This is a genomic window from Fusibacter paucivorans (assembly GCF_018390735.1).
GTDB classification, from domain to species: domain Bacteria; phylum Bacillota; class Clostridia; order Peptostreptococcales; family Acidaminobacteraceae; genus Fusibacter; species Fusibacter paucivorans.
In genome coordinates, this window is sequence record NZ_JAHBCL010000072.1 from 1 (window position 1) to 3,123 (window position 3,123).

At 49.5% G+C, this 3,123-nt stretch carries 1 rRNA gene; it reads left to right on the forward strand.

The annotated features are described in order from the left end of the window. The first annotated feature begins 157 nt into the window (after positions 1 to 157). Positions 158 to 3,077: ribosomal RNA gene (locus tag KHM83_RS19425) — 23S ribosomal RNA — on the forward strand. Positions 3,078 to 3,123: the final 46 nt, after the last annotated feature.

The following is a 3,123-nucleotide window of genomic DNA, read 5'->3' on the forward strand; positions in this document are numbered from 1 at the left end:
GCGAAGCAAAACATGTTAAAAGAAGTCAAATGTCGCAAGATGTTTGATGGGCAAGTATAAAAAAAGTGCGAAAGCACAGCTAAGTAGACATACGAAGCGAAAGTAATAAAAAGTAGAATTGAGTAAAATCAAACCTACAAAGACCTTTAAGAGAGAAGGTCAAGTTACTAAGAGCATAGGGTGGATGCCTTGGCACTAGGAGCCGAAGAAGGACGTGGTAAGCTGCGAAAAGCTACGGGGAACTGCAAGCAAGTGACGATCCGTAGATGTCCGAATGGGGGAACCCACTTATCGTAATGGATAAGTATCCATGACTGAATTCATAGGTCATAGGAAGGGAACTCGGGGAACTGAAACATCTAAGTACCCGAAGGAAGAGAAAACAACAGTGATTTCCTAAGTAGCGGCGAGCGAACGGGAAACAGCCCAAACCTGAGTCTACGGACGAAGGGGTGAGGATAGTCGATAAAGTGATGCCGGTATTTTAGCAGAAGCATTTGGGAAAATGCGCCGAAGAGTGTGAGAGCCACGTACGCGAAAAGAGAAGGGCCGCGAGACTAATCCGGAGTACCACGGAGCACGTGAAACTTTGTGGGAAGCAGGCAGGACCATCTGCCAAGGCTAAATACTACCTAGTGACCGATAGAGAATAGTACCGTGAGGGAAAGGTGAAAAGGACCCCGTGAGGGGAGTGAAAAAGAACCTGAAACCCTATGTTTACAAGCAGTGGAAGTTCGTTAAAGAACGACCACGTACTTTTTGTAGAACGGGCCAACGAGTTACGTTATGCAGCAAGGTTAAGCGCTTAAGGTGTGGAGCCGCAGCGAAAGCGAGTCTGAAGAGGGCGAAAGTTGTATGGCGTAGACCCGAAACCGGGTGACCTATCCATGTGCAGGGTGAAGCTGAAGTAAAATTTAGTGGAGGCCCGAACCCATATCTGTTGAAAAAGGTTGGGATGACATGTGGATAGCGGAGAAATTCCAATCGAACTCGGAGATAGCTGGTTCTCCTCGAAATAGCTTTAGGGCTAGCCTTGATCTTAGTGATACGGGGGTAGAGCACTGAATGTCCTAGGGGCTTTCACCGGCTACCGAAGACTATCAAACTCCGAATACCGATATCATATGATCAGGAGTCAGACTATGGGTGATAAGATTCATGGTCAAAAGGGAAAGAGCCCAGACCATCAGCTAAGGTCCCAAAATGTAAGTTAAGTGGAAAAGGATGTGGGATTGCATAGACAACTAGGATGTTGGCTTAGAAGCAGCCACTCATTCAAAGAGTGCGTAATAGCTCACTAGTCGAGTGATCCTGCGCCGAAAATTACCGGGGCTAAAACTTACTACCGAAGCTATGGAATTGTGCGGATGCATAATTGGTAGAGGAGCATCGTATGAGGGGCGAAGCAGTATCGTAAGGAGCTGTGGACATCATACGAGAGAGAATGTTGGCATGAGTAACGAGAGATGGGTGAGAATCCCATCCGCCGAAAACCTAAGGTTTCCTGGGGAAGGTTCGTCCGCCCAGGGTAAGTCAGGACCTAAGCCGAGGACGAAAGTCGTAGGCGATGGACAACAGGTCAAGATTCCTGTACCACCGAGAACCGTTTGAGAAAGGGAGTGACACAGGAGGATAGGCTGAGCGCGTGATTGGTAGAACGCGTCCAAGCAGCGAGTCTGTAAGATAGGCAAATCCGTCTTACTGAGGGTGAGCTGTGATGGGGAGTGAAATAAAAGTAGCGAAGCAGCTGATATCAAACTGTCGAGAAAAGCTTCTATCGAGGGAGCAGGTGCCTGTACCGTAAACCGACACAGGTAGGAGAGTAGAGAATACTAAGGCGAGCGAGAAAACCATTGTTAAGGAACTCGGCAAAATGACCCCGTAACTTCGGGAGAAGGGGTGCCGGATTAGGTTGAGAGCTAAATCCGGCCGCAGAGGATAGGCCCAAGCGACTGTTTACCAAAAACACAGGTCTCTGCTAAATCGAAAGATGATGTATAGGGGCTGACGCCTGCCCGGTGCTGGAAGGTTAAGGGGAATTGTTAGAGCAATCGAAGCAACGAACCGAAGCCCCAGTAAACGGCGGCCGTAACTATAACGGTCCTAAGGTAGCGAAATTCCTTGTCGGGTAAGTTCCGACCCGCACGAAAGGCGTAACGATTTGGGCGCTGTCTCAACAATGGACTCGGTGAAATTGTAGTACCGGTAAAGATGCCGGTTACCCGCAGCAAGACGGAAAGACCCCGTGGAGCTTTACTGCAGCTTGGCACTGGATAATGGTATAAGATGTACAGGATAGGTGGGAGACAGAGAACTGAGGACGCCAGTCTTCAGGGAGTCGCCGTTGGGATACCACTCTTGTTATAACGTTATTCTAACTATGATGAGTAATCCTGATCTAGGACAATGTCAGGTGGGCAGTTTGACTGGGGCGGTCGCCTCCTAAAGAGTAACGGAGGCGCCTAAAGGTTCCCTCAGCGCGGCTGGAAATCGCGCGAAGAGTGTAAAGGCAAAAGGGAGCTTGACTGCGAGAGAGACATCTCGAGCAGGGACGAAAGTCGAGCTTAGTGATCCGGTGGCACCGCATGGAAGGGCCATCGCTCAACGGATAAAAGCTACCCCGGGGATAACAGGCTTATCTCCCCCAAGAGTCCACATCGACGGGGAGGTTTGGCACCTCGATGTCGGCTCGTCTCATCCTGGGGCTGAAGTAGGTCCCAAGGGTTGGGCTGTTCGCCCATTAAAGAGGCACGCGAGCTGGGTTCAGAACGTCGTGAGACAGTTCGGTCCCTATCTGCTGTGGGCGTAGGAAATTTGCGAGGAGCTGTCCTTAGTACGAGAGGACCGGGATGGACAAACCACTGGTGTATCAGTTGTTCTGCCAAGAGCACTGCTGAGTAGCTACGTTTGGAAGGGATAAGCGCTGAAGGCATCTAAGCGCGAAGCCCCCCTCAAGATGAGATTTCCCATCCAGAAATGGAGTAAGATCCCATGAAGAAAATATGGTAATAGGCCTGAGGTGTAAGTGCAGTAATGTATGTAGCTGACAGGTACTAATAGATCGAGGACTTGACCAAAACTCTGAAGGAAGGTTTCTAACTATATGCAATTTTGAGTGTGCGG